Source organism: Emticicia sp., from assembly GCF_049241225.1.
Lineage (GTDB): Bacteria > Bacteroidota > Bacteroidia > Cytophagales > Spirosomataceae > Emticicia.
Genome location: NZ_JBMLRC010000394.1, coordinates 1 through 19,804 on the forward strand (window position 1 = coordinate 1; position 19,804 = coordinate 19,804).

Below are 19,804 nucleotides of genomic sequence, written 5' to 3' on the forward strand. Positions count from 1 at the left end.
ATATTTTTCTGTCGTGAAACTTTCGTTGAATTGTTGTCTGATTGCTGGTATCATAGGTTGAGGAAGTATTTTTTTGCGTATTTCTTTAGTTTATTTTTTACAAAATCCCATTCATAGTTTTTATACATATTTGGCATCTTCGATTTATCGGCAAGGTCAATTTCGCCAAATGCAGTAAAAATAATAGTTGAGTTTTTACTGTAAGGATAAACGCTATTAAAATGAGAAAATCCTTCATGAAAGGAATAATGCTGGCATAATTCAAAAATATCGATAAAATCTTTTTTCGTTTTGCGGGTACAAATAGCATCAAGTTTCATCGCAAACACATCAATTGGATTGGCAATTCTAATGCCTTCAATAGTTTCTACATTTTTAAATTGAATGTTCCATTTTGCCAAATCTATTTTAATGTCTGATTCTGTAAAGGCAAGAGTGTATTCACCTGAGTATTGTAGTTGTCTATTCGGATTTCTTTGAAGATGTTGCCAAAGATTTGGGGGTAGGTCGTTAGAAGTGAACAAATCAATATCTTCTGAGTCACGATGTCCATATCGTAATGCCAAAGATGTGCCACCAACTAAAACAAAATCATTCAGCATTTTTTCTTGCATTAGACTTTGTAAAATTGTTAGAAGGGTATGTGAGACGGTCTGTTTATGTAGCATTTGAATTTATTTTTTGGAATATCCAATAAAAGATGCCCTAAACTTATCGCATTTAATCTTAAAAATGGGGCCTTTAGAAGTGCATCTTTACATTTTTTGTGTCCATAAAACTCAAGTAAATTTTTCAAATCACTCAGTTTTCCCCATTCAAATACTCGTCCAATTATCCAATTGGCCTCTTTTTCATAATCTAAACTATCAAAGTCAACATCCCAAAATGCTTGTTTCGATAAATTTGGCTTTTCCATATTATGCAACTGCTAAAATTTGTTCGGCAGCATGGTTCAAAAAAGATGGAATGATTATCGACTCGGTGAGCATGATTTTATCAGGGTCATCGAGGTGGTCAATCATTTGTTCGTATTTGTCTGAACCATGTTCGCTGATTACTGCAATCATTTTTTCTTCTTGTTTGAAATAGCGGAGCATACCTTCGGCATCGGCTTCGGGATGAAACTGAGTACCAAAAACTTCATCAGAGAATCTAATGGCCATGATGGCTCTTTCGAGCGGAACATATTCTCTAATTTTTTCGAGGCAAAGCACTTTTGCTCCAAAATCATTGATTTTTTGCCAGTTTGGTTGAATCATTTGATAATCTCGTGAATCAACGGCATAGAAAATTTCGGGTAAACCATTGAAAAACGACTCAGTTTCACCATCAGTTGTTCGATGAATCGGCATGACACCAAATGAAGTCGAGCGACGTTTACAAATGTACCCCAATTGTAAATGATGGCTGGCAACTTGGAAAGAGTGGCAAATCAAAAATAGGTATTTTTTGCTGCCATTTGATTGATTGTAGGCAAAAATTTGGTCCAGAAAATGGCCAAATTTGGCTTCCCATTCGTGTCCTTCGGGTAATGGATTTCCGGGGCCACCAGTCGAAATGAATATATCGTAATCTTCAATTTTAGGAATTTCATTCTTTTTTCTTACATCAAAAATATCGTAGTTACCCTTGATACCCTCTTGTGCAAGAAATTCTCCGCACAACATTTTTATACAACGCATACCCTCATTAGCAAAGCCATTGTACATATCTAAAATTGCAATTTTAATATCTTCTTTCATACTTATGGGTGTATTTTGAGGGCAAATTTACAAAAATATACCCTCAAATTAAAGTGTTTCTTTCATCAAAGGCCAATTTTGCTTTCGCTGACAATATAATCAACAACAGACTTTAGGCTTTTTGTCTCTTCAAAAACTCTCAATTGTCGGTCGGCACCGCTTCCCATTTTCAATATTTCGTGGATGTACTCGACTTCTTTTCTACTTCCAAGTTCGTCCAAAACATCATCTACAAATTCCATTAACTCTTCAGCTAAGTGAGAGTAAGGTACTTCTTTTTCTTTGCCGAAATCTATTAGGTTGCCGTGGATTCCATAGCGTGCAGCTCGCCATTTATTTTCACTGATGAGCATTTTATGATATGGGCGGAAACTAAGATTTTGTTGGTGTAGCTTATGAAGTTTAGCTACAATTGCTTGCATTAGGGCCGCCAAACAAATGGTTTCATCGACTCGCATCGGAATATCACAAATGCGGAATTCAATTGTAGGATAAAAAGGGTGCAGACGTAAATCCCACCAAATTTTCTTACCGTTGTCGATACAGCCAGTTTTGATGAGTAAATTTATGTAATTATCATATTCGGCTACGCTCGAAAAATAGTCGGGAATCCCCGTACGAGGAAATTTATCGAAAACCTTCGAACGATAAGATTTAAAACCGGTATTTCGACCACACCAAAATGGTGAGTTTGTCGAAAGTGCGTAAATGTGTGGTAAGAAATAGCGTGCCGCGTTAAGAATCTGCATGCCTTCTTCGCGGCTCGGGATACCAACGTGTACGTGCAAGCCAAAAATGAGGTTTGAGCGAGCCACATCTCGCATATCGTCTATGAGCTTATCGTAGCGAGCATCCTCGGTGATTAGCTGTTTTTGCCAGTCCGAAAATGGGTGAGTTCCGGCTGCCGCAATGTGTAGATTTTGTTTTGCAGCCAAATCAAAAAGCATTCGGCGGAGGTAAGTCACTTCTTCTCGTGCTTGCTGGATGTTTTGGCAAACACTCGAAATCATTTCAACCACCGCTTGGTGCATTTCTTGTTTGATGCGTTCTTGTAAAATTACCTGCCCACCTTCGACCAGTTTCGACATGTGCGAGCGTAATTCCCGAGTTTTTGGGTCAATGGTTTGAAACTCTTCTTCAATACCTAAAGTAAATAGAGACATAGTTTTTGGTAAATTAAGAATGTAGAATGAAGAATGTAGAATGAGGTTCTCGAATACAAATGCGATTTATACCTACATACCTTTACATACATTTTAACAAAGCCGTGCTATTTTCAATAACACGGCTCTTAATTCTCTTATTTTTTCTTGGCTGGAGCTTTTTTGGCAGGAGCTGCGGCTGTTGGTGCTGCTGCTGCTGATGGCATCGCTGCCTCTCTTACATATGTTCCCCAAGTACAGTTGTTTTTGCCATCTACTTGTTCGATTGCTCTTTCAATTGCCATTTTTGCTGCATTTTCTACTATCCAATCGAAGTTCCCTTGTCCAACTGAGTGAATATCAGCATCAGGAGCAGGATTGCAGAAGTCAATGGCATACGGAATACCATCACGGATAGCAAATTCAACGGTATTAAAATCATACCCCAGAGCGTGATTCAATTTCAACACATAGTCAGTTATCGTTGCCATCAATTTTTTGTGTGCTTCGCCTGTTGTTTTTGGCTGAGTTGCGTATCTCAAATGGTGCGGATTGCGTGGTTCATAAGGCATAATATGCACATATTTACCATTTAAGCAATAACAACGGTAATAATCCGTAAACTGAATTTCCTCTTGCAAAAGCATTACCAGTTGACCAGTTTCGCCGTGTTTGTGCCACAAATCATCAGGATTATCAACTCTGTAAACACTTTTCCAGCCTCCGCCAGCGTGTGGTTTCATGTAAGCCGGGAAACCGATTTGATTGAACATATATCCCCAGTCAAGCGGTGCAACCAAATTACGGAATGATTTTTCGGTAGTATCGTCTGGGCGTTCTTTTGATGGTAAAAGAACTGTTTTTGGAACAGGAACACCGAGTTTTACAGCTAAACAGTTATTGAAGAATTTTTCATCGGCACTCCACCAAAATGGGTTATTGATAACGGCCGTTCCGCAAAGAGCTGCATTTTTCAAATATGCTCTGTAAAATGGCACATCTTGCGAAATACGGTCAATAATTACTGCATAATCAGTAGGTACGCCTTGCTCAACTTTATCAATTTGAACCGCCTCAGCAATAATTCCAGCAGGAGCAGTTTTGTTTACTTGTTCAATAAAAGCCCATGGAAACGTATCTTCCATTCCGAATAATATACCAATTTTTTTCATGTTGTTAGCCCCCTAACCCCCAATGGGGGGACTTGATTTAAGGTGATGCTGTGCTTTTGGGGTTGTTTAAAGCACGTTTTTGATGAAAATGTATTTTTTGTTATACAAATAACTGATAATCAGTAACTAATCATTAACTATAAAGTGGCATTTTTCTGACATACTCCGAAAACATCATTTTCCAGAGTGGCCAATCGTGGCTTGCCCAACGTTTTTCGTCGTACCAATGATTGATGCCTTTATTGCCCAAGAGTCTCGACATATTCAGATTGTCTTCTCTACAAATATCCCAGTCTGATGTTCCTAAAACGATATTCATGTGATTAAATTTCCATGATTCAGCGTGGTTCATAAAATCCATTGGTTCGTTGAAATACACATTATCGTCGTAATGGCCTTTCATGAAACTCTTGATACTGAATGCACCGCTCATACTAAACATGTGAGCAACCAAATCAGGGTTTTTGAATGCAAAGTTTGAGCAATGATAGCCCCCAAAACTACAACCAGCCACAGCAATTCTATGCACGCCACATTCACGCTGAATAGCAGGTACGAGTTCTTCTTTTAGAAATTGTGTATATAAATTGTAATTATAAATTTTTACATGAGCAGGCAAATCCTTGGCATAGAAGCTTTGGAAATCAATACTATCGACATTATAAAGTTTTATTTTTCCTGCATCAACCAAATCACCAACGGTGTCCAGAAGTCCGAAATCTTTGTTTTGTAGATAATTTCCCATTGAGGTAGGAAACATTAAAATAGGATAGCCCCAGTGACCACTAATCAAAATGTCGATGTCTCGACTCATGATGTGCGAATAAAACTTTATATGTTTTTCTTGCATAAATTTTCGATGTACGTTTGATGAAAGTGCAAAATTCGTATTTTGTTTTTTATTTTAAAAATATAGTTGCCAAATAAAATATTGATAAACAGTGGTTTATAATTTGTAATTGTTAATAAAATTTTTTGTTTGTGTATTTTTTGGAAATATTATTTTGTTTAAAATCAACAGGTGCATTATCTGTATTAAATATTTGCGTTTAATGAAATCTAAAAATTCCATGAAATATTAGTCCAATTTCTGCAATGAAACAAATGATTTTTAATTTTTTTATTTTTGAAGGTAAAGGATTTGTTAATTTTGCTGAAACATTCATTAAAATAAGCAGATAGTTAAGTGCAAAATATTTCAATTATAAAAAATCAGAAAATTCAATCTACATTTCTTAATCGTGAAGTTGTTTTCGATATCCTTTTACCTCCAAATTATGAAAGCTTGTCTAATTTAAAGGTTTTATATATGAATGATGGGCAAGATTTCGATGCACTAAAAATTGATAAGATATTTGAGGATTTATACGCCAATGCCCGTATTCATCCGATTGTTTTTGTGGGAATACATACTAATGAAAATCGATTGAGAGAGTATGGAACAGCTTCTGTAACTGATTATAAAGGTCGAGGAAACTTGGCAAATCTATATCAAAGTTTTATTATTTCGGAGTTTTTTCCATTCATAATTGCTAATTATAAAGTTTCAAGTCTGAGTATCGATAATTACTTCTGTGGATTTTCGCTGGGCGGGCTTTCTGCAATGGATTTAGTTTGGGGAAATCCTAATTATTTTTCAAAAGTTGGGGCTTTTAGTGCTTCGTTTTGGTGGAGGAAAAAAGCCTATGAAGATGGCTACGATGACCATAATGACCGAATTATGCACGTTTTGGTTAGAAATGGTAATTATAACCCAGGACAAAAATTTTGGTTGGAATGTGGTACAAATGATGAAAAAGATGACCGTAATAATAATGGAATCATTGATTCGATCGATGACACACTTGATTTGATCTCAGAACTTGAAATCAAAGGGTATAAACGCGAAATCGATATAAAATACGTTGAGGTTGAAGGAGGCGAACACAACCACAAAACTTGGAGCGAGGTTATGCCCGAGTTTTTGAAGTGGCTAATCGGAAAATAAATTTAGATAATTTTGTGTTTTTTACGTAAATAATCAAGTCTAAATTGTGAAATATTCATAAAAAAGCACAAAATTTACATCGTTCGCAAATTTATACTCCTTATAACAATAATGAAAAGAACCTTTATGATGATTCTTTTGACATCAATCCTTATGTCAATGACTCCCCCTACAAATTTTTTCGAGCAGCAACTTAAATTCCCAAGGGTTTTTGCTGCCAATAAAGAAAAATCGAAAGCCATTAATGATTTATTGGCTTCAAAAAGTATTAATACTACCAATTTTGATTTATTTCTAAGGGCCTTCAAGAAAGAACAAAAGCTTGAAGTTTGGGCAAAAAATAAATCTGATGAAACATTTATTTTGGTAAAAACCTATGATTATTGTGCTACAACTGGTATTTTGGGGCCAAAACGACGTTCAGGTGACCGCCAAATTCCAGAGGGATTTTATGAAGTAGATCTATTCAATCCACAAAGTCAATATCACCTTTCATTTAGAATCAATTATCCGAATAAATCAGACCTTGTATTTGCTGATAAGCTAAACCCGGGAGATAATATTTTTATTCATGGCCATTGCGTAACAATTGGATGCATTCCGATCGGTGATGAAAATATCAAAGAACTATATTTATTGGCTGCAAAAGCCAAGAGTGCAGGTGGGAAAATAAATGTTCATATATTTCCAACTGTTATGAATGAGCAAAATTACAAAGCAATCAATAATGAATTTGGTACTGATGCCAGTTTATTAGCCTTTTGGTCGTGGTTAAAACCGGGGTTTGATGCCTTTGAAAGTTCAAAAAAAATGCCCGAAATAGTAATTGAAGATTCTGGTAGATATGTAGTAAAATAACAGAATCTCTAACGAAGAGGTGTTTTCTTGCAGAAGAAAGCACCTTTTTTGTTTTTGGCACGGTTTTTCTATTTAATTAAAAAACAATAGAATGACCGTAATGCTCCAATTCAAGACTCAATATTGCTCCATCCTAATGGCGTTCCTGCTTTTTCTGAGTAGTGTAGAGCTTTTTTCTCAGGTAAATCTGTCTAAATTTCCTGCAAATAATCAAGTATTACAACGTAACGAGCAAGATGAAGCTATTTTTCAAGTTAAAGGAAAAATCACCGAAAACGGACATTCTTCAATTTCTTTAAAAATTCTTCAAAATGGAAATGTTTTTTCAGAACAAACATTGGATGTTTCTGCCGATTTTGCATTTTCACCAACCCTAAAAGCTGGAAATTTTAATTATACATTCATTCTGACACTTGATGGCACAAGAGAAATCAAGAAATCAACACAAGTAGCTGTTGGCGATTTATTTTTGATTTATGGCCAGTCAAATGCACTTGGTTCTGGAGGAATTGACACTTACAGGCCCGCCGAAAATCCTTTAATGAGATTTTTTACGGTTGCTAACTTCGATAATGGCGATAGCGAATGGGTTTTACCTTACAAAACCTCAACTTGGCCAGGCACTGGAACGCTCGAATTTCAGAAATTTCTTTGTGGGAAATATAATTATCCAGTAGGCGTAATAGTTGGCTCGGTGGGCGGTTCTGATATAAAAGGACTAAACAATCGAAATCCTGAAAACCCTGCCGATAAAAATACTCATTATGGTAAATTGCTCTTACAAACGATATTTAGTGATGTGAAAGACCAAATCAAATATGTGATTTTTCGACATGGCGAAAGCGATGGTTCATTTCAATTAGAGTCCGTGCAATACCCTGCTGAGTTTGAAAAGCTTTACAACAACCTAAATCTTGATTTCCCAAATCTCAAGAAAGTCTTCAATATTCAGACAAACATTCTCACAGTCAATAACAGTAAGGCAGGTTTTTTGCGTGATTATCAAAGACGCACAAAATATCTTATGCCTAAAATCACCACTATGAGTACTGTTGGAACTGACGGATACGATGGTTTGCATTATGGCCTCAAAGGTTACAGTCAAACGGCCTATGAACTTGCAAGAATAGTTGGGCGAGAGATATATAATGATAATCAGTCTTCACAAGTTTATTCGCCCGATATTAAAAAAGTATATTGGGAAAATCAGAAATTAGTCTTGGAGTTTGATGAAGGTATGGAAATGATTTATCCGCAAGACTCATCAGCCAGCGGTAAAACATGGAGCATAAAAGATTTTATCTATGTCGATGGTCGAAATGATGTTGTACAAAGCGGCAAAGGCATTGGTCATAGAATATTTCTGACGGTTGCCAATATCGAAAACGCAAAAACGGTTTCTTATCTGCCTAATGCTCATGGCGAATTTGGGGTGAGTTTTTATAATGGGGTACATCTCAAAAACAAATATGGAATGCGTGCCTTTAGCTTTGATAATGTAAGTATTGCAGGCGAAACACCAGTTATTTTACCGCCACCAACTGAAATTACGCTCAATACCGAAGTTAATGAAGATGTAGAGGTGAAACTTACTTGGAATAGCAATGCTCAAACCAAATATCATGTAGAGCGTTCGACTGATAATAACAGCTTTGGAGAAATCGGTGTTGTATCGGGCGGTAATTATTATGATGCACAAGCTGAATTGGGTAAAATTTATTTTTACAGAGTTTTTGCTGAAAATGCACCAAATACTAAGTCAAATACAAAAGAAGTGGCCTTAAAATGCCTTGAAAATCTAAATTTGAAGACGCTTCCAGCAGTGGCTTACATCGGAGCAAATATATCAATTACCACAATCGTTTCGATAACTAACGCAAAACAACTATCTTTGGAAGCAAATAAATCAATAGATTTGAATCATGGTTTTGATGCCGAACTCGGTAGCGACTTTTCGGCTGAAATAGGTGGTTGTAAAAATAATTAAAGATGCTGCTTTTTTATCAATCTGATATTGAAAAAACTCCAATTTTAAGTGAAGAAGACTCAAGGCATTGTGTAAAAGTGCTACGCAAAAACATCAAAGATAAAATTCATGTTGTTGATGGGGTAGGAGGATTGTTTGAGTGCGAAATTGTTAAAGCACATGAAAAAAAATGTGAAGTCAAGATTTTGTCGGTTGAACGAGCATTTGAAAAACGTAACCATTATCTACATATAGCGATTGCTCCAACCAAAAACGCTGACCGAATCGAATATTTTATTGAAAAATGCGTTGAAATAGGTATCGACGAAATTACTTTAATTCAAACTAAACATTCGGAACGAAAAAATCAGAAAACCGAAAGGCTTGAAAAAATAGCAATCTCGGCAATGAAACAATCGCTCAAAGCCTATTTGCCCAAAATTAATGAATTGATAGATTTTGAGAAATTTATTAAAAATGCAAACTTTGAAGCTAAGTTTATTGCTCATCTAACTGATGATGCAAAACCTTTAAAAGATGTAGTGGCCGATAAAAAGGAAGTTTTAATGATGATTGGCCCCGAAGGTGATTTTACCAAAGAAGAGATTGCAATGGCAAAACAGACTGGTTTTCAAGTAGTTACACTCGGAAATGCGAGATTACGTACTGAGACCGCAGGTGTTGTTGCTTGTACGGTAGTGAATACATTTTTGTAAGGCAGGCTTTCAATCTGTCAATTTTAGTTGGTAGTAAAGATTTTATAAATTGACTTTATGAAAAAATATATTTTAATATTTCTGAGTGTAATTGCTGCAAACCTTGCTTTTGCACAACAGCCGACAATTAAAATCGGTAAACTGAAATACGGTGGCGGTGGCGACTGGTATGCCAATAAAACTTCGTTACCAAATCTGATTAAATTCTGCAACCAAAACCTCAAAATGAATATCTTCCCCGAAGAAGATATTATTGAGGTAGGCAGCACAGACATTTTTCAGTATCCATTTATTCACATGACTGGTCACGGAAATGTGGTTTTTAATGATGGTGAGGTTCAGAACCTTCGTAGATATTTAATTTCTGGAGGCTTTCTTCATATTGATGATAATTATGGTTTGAATAAATTTATTCGTCGTGAGATGAAAAAAGTTTTTCCAGAGTTAGAATTTGTTGAGCTTCCATTTTCTCATCCAGTTTATCAGCAGAAATATAAATTTGCCACTGGTTTACCAAAAGTGCATGAGCATGATGGCAATGCACCGCAAGGATTCGGCCTTATTTGGCAAGGTCGATTAGTTTGTTATTTTAGTTATGAATGTGATTTAGGAAATGGCTGGGAAGATAGAAGTGTCTATAATGACCCCGAAGAACTTCGTACGAAAGCACTGCAAATGGGGGCTAATTTGGTCCAATATGCCTTTACTTCCTATTAAAATTGGATAATTCAGAGATTAAATTTTGGATATTTTAAAGAACTTTGAGTTTATACTATATACGTCATTAACTTTCCTTACTTCTTTTGCGTTAGTCATGTATATTTGTATTTTCTAAAATAATAAAACTCCTATTTTCAAAGCATGGTTGCTGCACTATCGTTTTTCTTTGCTCATTGGTATTTGTCGCTATTCAGTCAAACATTTTTCTTGCACCGTTATTCTGCTCACAAAATGTTTACTATGAATAAATTTTGGGAGCGATTCTTTTATTTCTTTACCTACGTTACCCAGGGTTCGTCTTATTTGAATCCACGTTCGTACGCCATTTTGCACCGTATGCACCACGCATACAGTGATACCGAAAAAGACCCTCATTCGCCGCATCACACCGAAAATTTATTTACGATGATGTGGAAAACCAAAGATATTTATAATGCAGTTTTGAACTACAAATTCAAAATTGAAGAGCGTTTTGAGAAAGATTTACCAGAATGGAACTTGATTGATAAAATCGGGGACAACTGGGTTTCACGTTTGGCTTGGGGATTTGCCTACATTGCTTTTTATGTAGTTGGTTTTTTCTATTTTGATATTCACTGGGGATTTTTCTTCCTTTTGCCTATCCATTTTTTGATGGGGCCAATTCACGGAGCTATCGTAAACTGGAGTGGGCATAAATATGGTTACCAAAACTTTGATAACCATGATGAGTCGAAAAATTCTTTGATTTTTGATGTTTTGATGATGGGCGAATTATTTCAGAATAATCACCACAAACATCCGATGTCAATCAATTTTGCCAAGAAATGGTATGAGTTTGACCCAACTTATCCGTTGATTAAATTATTGACTTGGACAAAAATTATCACTCCGAAAAAAGGATAAAATAGTTCTGAGTTCTGAATGCTGAGTTCTGAGTTTCCTCGGAATTCAGCATTTTTTTTATTCAGAACCCATCATTCAAGACTCAGAACTCGCCTTCGCTTCTTCGTCAATATGACGCTTCATGCTTCGGCAAGTGCTTTCTAAAATTTCGATTAGTTTTTTATCACCAGTTGCATCGGCTACTAATTGAGCTACATTTCCAACAATATCAACTGCAAAATGCTTCATTTCATCAACTGGCATGTCTTTCGTCCAAAGATTGATTCCTAATAAACCACGGTGATAATGGTCCCAAACTCCAATGGCAATCGCTTTAGTTTCATTGATTCCTTCATTTGGGTTTTCGGTGGCATCCCAAAAAATTCTTTCTGGAATACGGCTTTCATCTAATTCTACAGTAAAATTAATTTCTGATTTTTTCATGTTTGATTTTAGAACTGTTTCAGTAAATAATAGGTTTTTGCTAGATAAAGTTCAAAATAAGTAGTCTACGGTCAACAGTCTGCAGTTGACACTTGTATAAAATCCTTATTATCAGTTAAATACACATATTATATTTGTTAAGGTAATAATTGTAACTACTTCAATCTAACTTACACTAAACTTATTTCGTAAAAAAATACAAAATATCTTTCGCATGAGAGTACAGGATAGTATTTTTAACTGCCTAATATTATTTTGGGATAAATAAATATTGAAAAACTACAAAAAACTAACCCTATTAAACAAAAATGACTGCAATTTTAGGTATTATTTTTCACTTTTTGGGCGGTTTCGCTTCGGGAAGTTTCTACATTCCATATAAAAAAGTTAAAGGCTGGGCTTGGGAAAGTTACTGGATAGTTGGGGGACTATGTTCGTGGCTAATTGTTCCGCCACTGGCTGCTTATCTAACTATCCCGAATTTTGGAAGTATCATTTCGGGTGAAGCAGGAAATACCATTTTCTGGACCTATCTGATGGGTTTACTTTGGGGAATAGGAGGGCTAACCTACGGTCTGGGTGTTCGTTATCTTGGTGTTTCACTGGGAAGTTCAATCATACTTGGTTTGTGTTCGGTTTTTGGCTCAATCATTCCTTCGGTATATTATGATTTTGTGCCAACTGCCGGAAAAGATACTATTACCGACCTTATGACCACCAATTGGGGGCAAATGGTTCTTTTGGGGCTTCTAGTTTGTGTTGTTGGCATTGTTATCTGTGGAAAAGCTGGTGGAATGAAAGACAAAGACCTCGACGGTGCCGAAAAAGCAAATGATGAATTTCAGATAACAAAAGGTTTAATTGTTGCTGTTATTTCTGGGGTTTTGAGTGCTTGTTTTAGTTTTGGTATTGAAGCTGGTTCGAATATGTCGAAAGTGGCCAATGAGATTTGGGTAGCACAAAATCCAGGTCAAGGAGAATTTTTGTTTAGAAACAACGTAGTGTACGTAGTAATTCTCTGGGGCGGACTCACCACTAATTTTATTTGGTGCATGTACCTTAACTTTACTAACAAAACCTTTGGTGATTATACCAACTCAAAAACGCCACTTTTGAAAAATTATATTTTCTCGGCAATTGCAGGAACAACGTGGTTTTTACAATTCTTTTTCTACGGTATGGGAGAAAGCAAGCTCGGAAATGGCCCAAGTTCATGGATTTTACACATGGCATTTATTATTTTAGTGGCCAACTCGTGGGGGTTAGTTTTGAAAGAATGGAAAGGGGTATCGAAGAAGACACTCACAACAATTGTGGCAGGAATCTTAACAATTATACTTTCGGTTCTGATTGTTGGATACGGTAATTCACTGAAGTGATTAATTTTGTGCTTAGCCAAAACGTGAATAACAAAAAAGCCATGAAAGTTTGACTTTCATGGCTTTTTTAGATAATAATTTATCAAGATGCACCAAAAACTCTTTTCAAAATTTCAGAGGTGCGAGCCAATGGATTTTCTCTAATTCTGGCTTCTTCTTGTTCAACTAAAATAAATAAGCCATCAATGGCTTTTTGAGTGGCATAACCTTTCAAGTCAGGATTTACTTTTTGCGTAAATGGCAGAGCATTGTAAGTGGTGGCCAAATCTGTATAATATCTGGTTGCTTGCGTTTTTTGAAGTGCTTTTTCTACAACTGGCATAAATGCCTGTACTAAAGCCGCCGATGTTGTGCGTTTCAAAAACATTGTTGCAGCATTTTTATCGCCACGTAAAATTCCCCAAGCATCCGAAAAAGACATACTCAAAATTGCATTAATAAAGATTGGTTTGGCTTCTTTTGCTGCCTCTTCAGCACCACGATTCAATGAAATTACAAATTTATCAACTTCTCCGCCAAGACCAATTTTGCGTAAGGCCGTTTCAACTCGTTGAACTTCAGGAGGAAATGGAATCTTTATTTTAGGATTCAAATAAAATCCATTTGTTTTTGAAGCACTATCGGCTCCTTTATTTATACCTACTTTCAAGGCTTCTTTAAGACCCATTACCACATCGTCGTTGGTCAAAGCTCCGCCGCCTTGTGTTTGGGTAATGACATCATTTAACACTTTTCCGAAATTAATCTTCTGCCCAGCACAACTTTGAAGTGTCAAAATACTGATTAATAAGGAAATAGAGAGTAATCTTTTCATTTGAATGAATTTTCTAATTGTTTTTGTGAATAATTAATTGTCTAACTAACGAATCAACAGCGAAAATTGTATTTTTGTGCCGTGAAAGTTTTGAAACTACAAAACTAATTCAATGTCCTGCGTTTTATTTAATTAAATCTTTATATGAGACCCATTTTAGCGGAAGTAGTAACAATTGGTGACGAAATTTTATATGGACAAATAACTGATACCAATACTCAGTGGATGAGTACGGAATTAGATAAAATAGGAATCAAGACCGTTAGGAAATCGTCGGTAGGCGACCAAGAAGATAAAATATTGCAGATTTTGGCAGAAGCCGAAGGACGTGCCGACATCATATTACTCACAGGAGGACTTGGCCCTACAAAGGACGATATTACAAAGAAAATGCTTTGTAAGTACTTCGATGATGAGTTGGTTATTAATGAAGATGCCTTAGCATTTATTACAGATTTCTTCACAAAGCGAGGCCGTCCAATGACAGAGTTGAATCGTTTGCAAGCAGCCGTTCCGAGTCGTTGTACTTATTTAGCCAATAAAACTGGCACTGCCCCGGGAATGTGGTTTGAGCGTAATGGAAAAGTTTTTGTTTCGATGCCGGGTGTACCGCACGAAATGAAATACTTGATGGCCAACGAAGTAATTCCTCGTTTGAAGACTTTCTTTGAAACTCCAATCATCTATCATAAAATGATTCGTACAATTGGAGTGGGAGAGTCGTTTTTGGCTGAAAAAATCGAAAATTGGGAAGATAATCTACCCGAACATATCAAATTGGCTTATTTGCCAAGTTTCGGACAAGTGAGATTGAGACTTACTGCCGTTGGTACAGACGAGGAACAACTCAGAAAAGATGTTGATGCCGAAATAGAAAAGGTTTTACCACTCATTGGCTCATCGGTTTTTGGATTCGATAATGATGATTTAGAAGTGGCTATTGGTAAAGAATTAAAAAAACGTGGTCTAACTGTTGCGGCTGCCGAAAGCTGTACAGGTGGTTATATTTCGCACATGTTTACTAAAGTGCCAGGTAGTTCTGCCTATTTTATGGGAAGTGTGGTGAGTTATGATAATTCGGTGAAAATAAACGTTTTGGGCGTAAATGCCGAAACGATTGCTCAGCACGGAGCTGTAAGCGAAGAAACTGTAACACAAATGGCAGAAGGAGCAAGAAAATTGATGAAAACTGATTTTGCTATTGCTACGAGTGGCATTGCTGGGCCCGATGGAGGCACACCAGAAAAGCCAGTAGGCACACTTTGGATTGCCTGTGCGATGGAAGGCCGAACGATAGCCAGAAAAATACAGATGGCTAACCAAAGAGACACTAATATTCAGTATGGTAGCGTTGTAGCCTTGAATTTACTCCGTAAAATGGTAAACGGAGATTATGAAAGTTAATTTTAAACGACTGACAAGAATTTATTGTTTTAGAACTATCGACCATTGTCTGTTGACTGTGGGATATAAAAGAAACTTCAACAAAACTTTAAACTATGGCTTTAATTGAAATGATAATGCCCAAAATGGGTGAGAGTATTTTTGAGTGTACGGTTTTAAACTGGCTAAAAAATGTTGGTGATAGAATTGAAGCCGATGATATGATTTTGGAAGTAGCAACCGATAAAATCGACACCGAAATTGGTGCGTCGCATTCGGGAGTTATTAAAGAGTTTTTGGTACAAAAGGGCGAAGTAGCTGTAATTGGCAAGCCAATTTGTATCATTGATGTAGTGGGAGAAGAAACAATTGCTCAACCAAAAGTAGTAGAAGAACCAAAAACCGAAGGTTTGGCTGAGGTCGAAAAGCTTATCGAACAACCAGTCGACAATTTGGTAAATATTCTTACTACTCCAACTGTAGCTGCACAAGCAACAACGCCATCAAATAATAGATTTTACTCACCATTGGTTTTGAATATTGCCAAAGAAGAAGGTATTTCGTTTGAGCAATTAGATAAAATAGTTGGTACAGGCCTAGAAGGCCGAGTAACTAAAGACGATATTTTGGCATTTATCAAGCAAGGGGTAGTACCAACTGCTGCTGCGTCAGCTCCAGCTCCAGTTGCTCCCGAACGCATCGTTGTGGCCTCTGGTAGCGACCAAATCATCGAAATGGACAGAATGCGTAAGATGATTGCTGAGCGTATGGTTGAGTCTAAACGAATTGCTCCGCACGTTACTTCTTTCGTTGAAACGGATATGACAAATGCCGCTGTTTGGCGAGATAAAACCAAAGGTAAGTTTAAGCAAGACACTGGCGAAAATATTACTTTCACACCTCTATTGATCGAAGCCGTTGTGAAAGCAATCAAAGATTTTCCGATGATTAATGTGCAAGTCGATGGCGATAGAATCATTAAAAAAGGAAAAATCAATATCGGGATGGCGGTTGCTCTTCCAAATGGAAATTTGATTGTGCCTGTAATTCACGAAGCTGACTCTTATAGCCTGATTGGCTTGACGAAGAAAATCAATGATCTTACTTATCGTGCAAGAAACAATAAATTAAAAGCCGATGATTTAGCCGACGGAACTTTGACAGTTTCAAACATTGGTTCGTTTGGGAATATTGCTGGAACACCAATTTTGGTGCAACCACAAGTATCAATTTTGGCTTTTGGTGTAATTCAGAAAAAGGTATCGGTTATCGAAACCCCACAAGGAGATACCATTGGTATTCGCCAAAAAATGATCATTTCTCACTCGTACGACCACCGCGTGGTTGATGGTTCTTTGGGTGGGCAGTTTGTTAAACGTGTCTCCGATTATTTAGAGGGTTTTGATTTAGATCGAAGTTTATTTTAAAATATCATAAAAATACCCTGTTTTACTGATTTTTTGGCATTAATATTGCTATGATTTTTAAAATTATTTAAAGATTTTATTGTTTTTTGGGGTATAAATAAAGGCATCGAAGCATCTTCGGTGCCTTTTTAATTTTTAGGTTTGGTAAAACTGAATGGTTTTGCCCGAAAAACTTTTATAAATCAAAATAAACACGGAACTTTGAAAAGTAAAGTAGTTTTGTGTTAGTTAAAACACAGAACTCAAAATTTAGAACTCAGAACTCTCGAACATGCTTTTTAATTCTTTTGAATTTCTAATATTTTTTCCCCTCGTTACGCTTATTTATTTTGCTCTTCCGCACAAATACCGTTGGTTTCATTTACTAATGGCCAGTTGTATATTTTATAGTTTTTTTATTCCAATCTACATTCTAATTCTATTTTTCACAATTGTGATTGATTATTTTGCTGGGATTTGGATTGAACAATCGCAGGGAAAAAACAGAAAAATGGCTCTTGTGATGAGTTTGATGGCAAATATTGGAGTGCTTTCGGTTTTTAAATATTATAATTTCTTTATTGATAATTTTAATTCGGTTCTCTTCAAAATATCTCCCGAAAACTTGCTGCCTCATTGGGATATAATTTTGCCGATTGGGCTTTCCTTCCACACTTTCCAAGCGATGAGCTATACGATTGAAGTTTATCGTGGAAATCAGAAAGCCGAGCGTCATTTTGGTATCTATTCGCTCTATGTGATGTTCTATCCACAATTGGTGGCCGGGCCAATCGAACGTCCGCAGAATGTGATACATCAATTCTATGAAAAGCACGAGTTCAATTACGAATTGGCCAAAAGTGGTTTGCGTTTGATGCTTTGGGGGATGTTCAAGAAAGTAGTCATTGCCGACCGACTTTCATTGTTTGTCAATAAGATTTATGGGAATCCTACTGATTATCAAGGACTTCCACTGATTGTTGCTACTCTTTTCTTTACATTTCAAATTTACTGCGATTTTTCTGGCTACTCAGATATCGCCATTGGCTCAGCTCGTGTGATGGGTTTTGATTTAATGAAAAACTTCGATAGACCTTATTTCTCAAAAAATATTTCTGAATTTTGGCGTAGATGGCATATTTCACTTTCAACTTGGTTCCGAGATTATCTATATATACCGCTTGGTGGAAATAGAGTTGGAAAATACCGACGATACTTCAATCTTTTCTTTGTATTCATGATGTCGGGGCTTTGGCATGGTGCAAGCTGGCATTTTGTTATTTGGGGAGCATTACATGGTATTTATCTGATTTTTGGACAAATTACCAAATCGGCACAAGATAAAGTTCTTTCGATTTTACCTTCAGCTTTTTTGAGAGATTTAGTCAATACGACCATAACTTTTATATTGGTGGCTTTCGCTTGGATATTTTTTGCGGCACATTCAAACGCCGACTCAATTTATGTAGTAAAAAATATTCTAAAAAGCAGTACACATTCGTTCTCGCAGGTAATAGATATGATTGGTTTGAATGATTTATATGTAATCATCGTTTCAATGATAATCATGGAGTTTGTGCAATGGCAGCAACGTGGCCGAAGTATCGCACAATGGTTTGAAGCAAAGCCAAAATGGCAGAGATGGGGGGCTTATTACCTTGTTTTATTTTTGATTTTATGTTTTGGAGTTTATAATAATTCTCAATTTATCTATTTCCAATTCTAATATTTGACCAAATTTTATTAATAGATTATACAATTTTAAACAATAAAGATATGAACGAAGGATTTGACCCCGAAGAGATTGCCGAACTCAAAAAAGAGTGTGAGCAAGAAGGACAAAATTATGTGATTGTGGAAGATGAAGATGGCATGAACGATTCGGGAGAATTTGCTCATTTTCAGTTTGTTGGAAAACACGAAGGAAAAGAAGTAATTTATGATGCCGTAATGGGTACCCTTCGTTTGAATCATAGCAGTTTAGTTTTTGAAGAGGCTGAAATTCGAATGAAAAAAGCATATCCAAATTATGTGGAGATTGACAAGCGTAAGCCCAATCACAAAGTTGATGAAGACTTAGAGTTAATGCTCGAAGAAATTATTGAAGAATTGGAAGAAGAAGAAGTTGTGAAGGTAAAAGAATTCGTTGAGGTTGAACCAGACTTTGAATATGGAATTGGCTTGGATGTTTCGTTGAATGTGGAAGAAATTACTCATGAGGTAATTACTAAATTTATCAATGAATTTAACGCAGGAACGCTTAAACTTGACCCAACTCTTTATAGTTTTACGAGCGAAGAAGAGTAGAACAAGTTTCTAACTGTTCACCGTAGCAAAACAATTTAGAAAATTGTTCTACAATTTATATGGAAAACAAACAAAACGCCAGTTTTCAAGGCACTTCTAATTATGTAGCTACTCGTGAGCTTCAAACCGCTGTAAACGCAGCTGTGGCTTTGCAACGCCCATTGTTGATAAAAGGCGAACCAGGCACCGGAAAGACTTTGTTGGCTTTTGAGGTTGCAAAGGCACTCAACAAACAGTTATTTACTTGGCACGTAAAATCAACTACTACTGCTCAGCAAGGGCTTTACGAATACGATGCAGTATCGAGGCTCAGAGATTCTCAACTCGGCGATGACCGTGTACATCACGTAGAAAATTATATCAAAAAAGGTAAAATTTGGGAGGCATTCGAGACAGATGAACAATCAGTGCTATTAATTGATGAAATTGATAAAGCTGATATTGAGTTTCCGAATGATTTATTACAAGAACTCGACCGAATGGAGTTTTATTGCTACGAACTCAAGCGTACAATTAAGGCTAAGCATCGCCCGATAATTATCATTACTTCCAATAATGAAAAAGAATTGCCCGATGCTTTTTTACGTCGTTGTTTCTTCCATTTTATTCGATTCCCCGATAAAGAAACCATGCAACAGATTGTTGATGTTCATTATCCAAAACTCGAAGAAACGCTTCTTACAAATGCTCTAAAAACCTTCTTTGGTATCAGAGAAGTAAAAAATATCAAAAAAAAACCATCTACTAGCGAGCTAATTGATTGGCTTCGTTTGCTCTTAGTAGGCAAGGTTTCGGCCGAAGATTTAGAAGATTTGAATAAAATGAACGAAATACCACCGTATCTTGGAGCATTACTAAAGAATGAATCAGACTATGATTTATTTAAAGCTTTAAGGGAAAAGGG

Annotated in this window: 20 protein-coding genes; 12 read left to right on the plus strand and 8 right to left on the minus strand. The window is 36.3% G+C overall.

Annotated elements, in window-relative coordinates; genetic code table 11:
- Positions 1 to 50: 50 nt before the first annotated feature.
- The 6 genes from ACOVO2_RS20635 to ACOVO2_RS20660 all read right to left on the minus strand — a co-directional run bounded on the left by ACOVO2_RS20635 (position 51) and on the right by ACOVO2_RS20660 (position 4,906).
- Positions 51 to 668, minus strand: coding sequence for a nucleotidyl transferase AbiEii/AbiGii toxin family protein (locus ACOVO2_RS20635; protein WP_421771799.1), 618 nt, complete (start codon positions 666 to 668; stop codon positions 51 to 53).
- Positions 632 to 916 (minus strand): DUF6922 domain-containing protein, encoded by a 285-nt coding sequence (locus tag ACOVO2_RS20640; protein WP_421771800.1) that lies wholly within the window; start codon positions 914 to 916, stop codon positions 632 to 634. Before ACOVO2_RS20640 ends, ACOVO2_RS20635 begins: the two co-directional genes overlap by 37 nt.
- A 1-nt stretch (position 917) precedes the next feature.
- Entirely contained in the window at positions 918 to 1,742 is an 825-nt protein-coding gene (locus ACOVO2_RS20645) for a type 1 glutamine amidotransferase (protein WP_421771801.1), read from the minus strand.
- A 65-nt stretch (positions 1,743 to 1,807) separates the two neighbouring features.
- A complete protein-coding gene (locus tag ACOVO2_RS20650) occupies positions 1,808 to 2,905 on the minus strand; it encodes a carboxylate-amine ligase (protein WP_421771802.1) in 1,098 nt (365 codons plus the stop codon).
- A 137-nt stretch (positions 2,906 to 3,042) separates the two neighbouring features.
- The gene (locus ACOVO2_RS20655; protein ID WP_421771803.1) at positions 3,043 to 4,056 is read right to left on the minus strand and encodes an ATP-grasp domain-containing protein; all 1,014 of its coding nucleotides are present in this window, start codon (positions 4,054 to 4,056) and stop codon (positions 3,043 to 3,045) included.
- A 133-nt stretch (positions 4,057 to 4,189) separates the two neighbouring features.
- On the minus strand, positions 4,190 to 4,906 hold the full coding sequence (locus ACOVO2_RS20660; RefSeq protein ID WP_421771804.1) for an alpha/beta hydrolase-fold protein: 717 nt from the start codon (positions 4,904 to 4,906) through the stop codon (positions 4,190 to 4,192).
- Between the two features lie 435 nt (positions 4,907 to 5,341).
- Here ACOVO2_RS20660 and ACOVO2_RS20665 point away from each other — a divergent pair, with 435 nt between their 5' ends.
- The 6 genes from ACOVO2_RS20665 to ACOVO2_RS20690 all read left to right on the plus strand — a co-directional run bounded on the left by ACOVO2_RS20665 (position 5,342) and on the right by ACOVO2_RS20690 (position 11,188).
- Positions 5,342 to 6,043, plus strand: a complete 702-nt coding sequence (locus ACOVO2_RS20665; protein ID WP_421771805.1) for an alpha/beta hydrolase — start codon at positions 5,342 to 5,344, stop codon at positions 6,041 to 6,043.
- A 111-nt stretch (positions 6,044 to 6,154) separates the two neighbouring features.
- A complete protein-coding gene (locus tag ACOVO2_RS20670) occupies positions 6,155 to 6,901 on the plus strand; it encodes a L,D-transpeptidase family protein (RefSeq protein WP_421771806.1) in 747 nt (248 codons plus the stop codon).
- 136 nt (positions 6,902 to 7,037) lie between these two features.
- Positions 7,038 to 8,888, plus strand: coding sequence for a sialate O-acetylesterase (locus ACOVO2_RS20675; protein WP_421771807.1), 1,851 nt, complete (start codon positions 7,038 to 7,040; stop codon positions 8,886 to 8,888).
- A 2-nt stretch (positions 8,889 to 8,890) separates the two neighbouring features.
- A complete protein-coding gene (locus ACOVO2_RS20680; protein WP_421771808.1) occupies positions 8,891 to 9,583 on the plus strand; it encodes a 16S rRNA (uracil(1498)-N(3))-methyltransferase in 693 nt (230 codons plus the stop codon).
- A gap of 57 nt (positions 9,584 to 9,640) precedes the next feature.
- Complete coding sequence (locus ACOVO2_RS20685) at positions 9,641 to 10,300, plus strand: DUF4159 domain-containing protein (protein WP_421771809.1); 660 nt, start codon at positions 9,641 to 9,643, stop codon at positions 10,298 to 10,300.
- A gap of 144 nt (positions 10,301 to 10,444) precedes the next feature.
- Positions 10,445 to 11,188, plus strand: a complete 744-nt coding sequence (locus ACOVO2_RS20690) for an acyl-CoA desaturase (RefSeq protein WP_421771810.1) — start codon at positions 10,445 to 10,447, stop codon at positions 11,186 to 11,188.
- A 75-nt stretch (positions 11,189 to 11,263) separates the two neighbouring features.
- Here ACOVO2_RS20690 and gldC read toward each other — a convergent pair whose 3' ends face one another.
- The gene (gldC, locus tag ACOVO2_RS20695; protein WP_421771811.1) at positions 11,264 to 11,611 is read right to left on the minus strand and encodes a gliding motility protein GldC; all 348 of its coding nucleotides are present in this window, start codon (positions 11,609 to 11,611) and stop codon (positions 11,264 to 11,266) included.
- A 308-nt stretch (positions 11,612 to 11,919) separates the two neighbouring features.
- Here gldC and rhaT point away from each other — a divergent pair, with 308 nt between their 5' ends.
- Positions 11,920 to 12,990, plus strand: a complete 1,071-nt coding sequence (gene rhaT / locus ACOVO2_RS20700; RefSeq protein ID WP_421771812.1) for an L-rhamnose/proton symporter RhaT — start codon at positions 11,920 to 11,922, stop codon at positions 12,988 to 12,990.
- An 82-nt stretch (positions 12,991 to 13,072) separates the two neighbouring features.
- Here rhaT and ACOVO2_RS20705 read toward each other — a convergent pair whose 3' ends face one another.
- On the minus strand, positions 13,073 to 13,804 hold the full coding sequence (locus tag ACOVO2_RS20705; protein WP_421771813.1) for a DUF4197 domain-containing protein: 732 nt from the start codon (positions 13,802 to 13,804) through the stop codon (positions 13,073 to 13,075).
- Between the two features lie 144 nt (positions 13,805 to 13,948).
- Here ACOVO2_RS20705 and ACOVO2_RS20710 point away from each other — a divergent pair, with 144 nt between their 5' ends.
- The 5 genes from ACOVO2_RS20710 to ACOVO2_RS20730 all read left to right on the plus strand — a co-directional run.
- Positions 13,949 to 15,208: a competence/damage-inducible protein A gene (locus tag ACOVO2_RS20710; RefSeq protein WP_421771814.1), complete on the plus strand. Its 1,260-nt coding sequence runs from the start codon at positions 13,949 to 13,951 to the stop codon at positions 15,206 to 15,208.
- A 95-nt stretch (positions 15,209 to 15,303) separates the two neighbouring features.
- Positions 15,304 to 16,614 (plus strand): dihydrolipoamide acetyltransferase family protein, encoded by a 1,311-nt coding sequence (locus ACOVO2_RS20715; RefSeq protein ID WP_421771815.1) that lies wholly within the window; start codon positions 15,304 to 15,306, stop codon positions 16,612 to 16,614.
- 271 nt (positions 16,615 to 16,885) lie between these two features.
- Positions 16,886 to 18,319: an MBOAT family O-acyltransferase gene (locus ACOVO2_RS20720; RefSeq protein ID WP_421771816.1), complete on the plus strand. Its 1,434-nt coding sequence runs from the start codon at positions 16,886 to 16,888 to the stop codon at positions 18,317 to 18,319.
- Between the two features lie 50 nt (positions 18,320 to 18,369).
- Complete coding sequence (locus tag ACOVO2_RS20725; RefSeq protein WP_421771817.1) at positions 18,370 to 18,900, plus strand: hypothetical protein; 531 nt, start codon at positions 18,370 to 18,372, stop codon at positions 18,898 to 18,900.
- Positions 18,901 to 18,959: 59 nt separating this feature from the next.
- Positions 18,960 to 19,804 (plus strand): AAA family ATPase (locus tag ACOVO2_RS20730; protein WP_421771818.1); only part of this gene is annotated, 845 nt, incomplete at its 3' end.

Coding starts and splice junctions, on each gene's coding strand:
- ACOVO2_RS20725 (WP_421771817.1), top strand. CDS start 18,370: ATGAACGAAGGATTTGACCCCGAAGAGATTGCCGAACTCAAAAAAGAG.
- ACOVO2_RS20685 (WP_421771809.1), top strand. CDS start 9,641: ATGAAAAAATATATTTTAATATTTCTGAGTGTAATTGCTGCAAACCTT.
- ACOVO2_RS20655 (WP_421771803.1), bottom strand. CDS start 4,056: ATGAAAAAAATTGGTATATTATTCGGAATGGAAGATACGTTTCCATGG.
- ACOVO2_RS20670 (WP_421771806.1), top strand. CDS start 6,155: ATGAAAAGAACCTTTATGATGATTCTTTTGACATCAATCCTTATGTCA.
- ACOVO2_RS20660 (WP_421771804.1), bottom strand. CDS start 4,906: ATGCAAGAAAAACATATAAAGTTTTATTCGCACATCATGAGTCGAGAC.
- ACOVO2_RS20650 (WP_421771802.1), bottom strand. CDS start 2,905: ATGTCTCTATTTACTTTAGGTATTGAAGAAGAGTTTCAAACCATTGAC.
- rhaT (WP_421771812.1), top strand. CDS start 11,920: ATGACTGCAATTTTAGGTATTATTTTTCACTTTTTGGGCGGTTTCGCT.
- ACOVO2_RS20635 (WP_421771799.1), bottom strand. CDS start 668: ATGCTACATAAACAGACCGTCTCACATACCCTTCTAACAATTTTACAA.
- ACOVO2_RS20710 (WP_421771814.1), top strand. CDS start 13,949: ATGAGACCCATTTTAGCGGAAGTAGTAACAATTGGTGACGAAATTTTA.
- ACOVO2_RS20640 (WP_421771800.1), bottom strand. CDS start 916: ATGGAAAAGCCAAATTTATCGAAACAAGCATTTTGGGATGTTGACTTT.
- ACOVO2_RS20705 (WP_421771813.1), bottom strand. CDS start 13,804: ATGAAAAGATTACTCTCTATTTCCTTATTAATCAGTATTTTGACACTT.
- ACOVO2_RS20680 (WP_421771808.1), top strand. CDS start 8,891: ATGCTGCTTTTTTATCAATCTGATATTGAAAAAACTCCAATTTTAAGT.
- ACOVO2_RS20645 (WP_421771801.1), bottom strand. CDS start 1,742: ATGAAAGAAGATATTAAAATTGCAATTTTAGATATGTACAATGGCTTT.
- ACOVO2_RS20720 (WP_421771816.1), top strand. CDS start 16,886: ATGCTTTTTAATTCTTTTGAATTTCTAATATTTTTTCCCCTCGTTACG.
- gldC (WP_421771811.1), bottom strand. CDS start 11,611: ATGAAAAAATCAGAAATTAATTTTACTGTAGAATTAGATGAAAGCCGT.
- ACOVO2_RS20690 (WP_421771810.1), top strand. CDS start 10,445: ATGGTTGCTGCACTATCGTTTTTCTTTGCTCATTGGTATTTGTCGCTA.
- ACOVO2_RS20715 (WP_421771815.1), top strand. CDS start 15,304: ATGGCTTTAATTGAAATGATAATGCCCAAAATGGGTGAGAGTATTTTT.
- ACOVO2_RS20675 (WP_421771807.1), top strand. CDS start 7,038: ATGGCGTTCCTGCTTTTTCTGAGTAGTGTAGAGCTTTTTTCTCAGGTA.